Raw genomic sequence first — 229 nt, forward strand, 5'->3', positions numbered from 1 at the left:
CCTTCTCGTTCGCGAGTCGTTCCTGACCGCTCCCACGACTCGGATTCAATCGCGTCCGCACTCGGTTGATGCGCGATCGGACGGTCCCCACCGGGACCCCGAGAGCGATGGCGATCTCTTCATAGGTGAGATCCCCCCAGGCATACAGCAGCATGGTCTCGCGATCTTTGGCAGAGAGCGACGCGATCATCGGAGCCAGTTCGCGGGTGGAGATCTCGGCGTCGAGGCG

General features: G+C 63.3%; 1 protein-coding gene. It reads right to left on the reverse strand.

What is annotated here, in order from left to right; genetic code table 11:
* The coding region (locus tag ABY44_RS05015) for an RNA polymerase sigma factor (RefSeq protein WP_431640917.1) at positions 1 to 229 on the reverse strand (229 nt) is incomplete at both ends.

The sequence above is a fragment of the Burkholderia sp. ZZQ-2 genome (assembly GCF_050768715.1).
Taxonomy (GTDB): domain Bacteria; phylum Pseudomonadota; class Gammaproteobacteria; order Burkholderiales; family Burkholderiaceae; genus Burkholderia; species Burkholderia cepacia.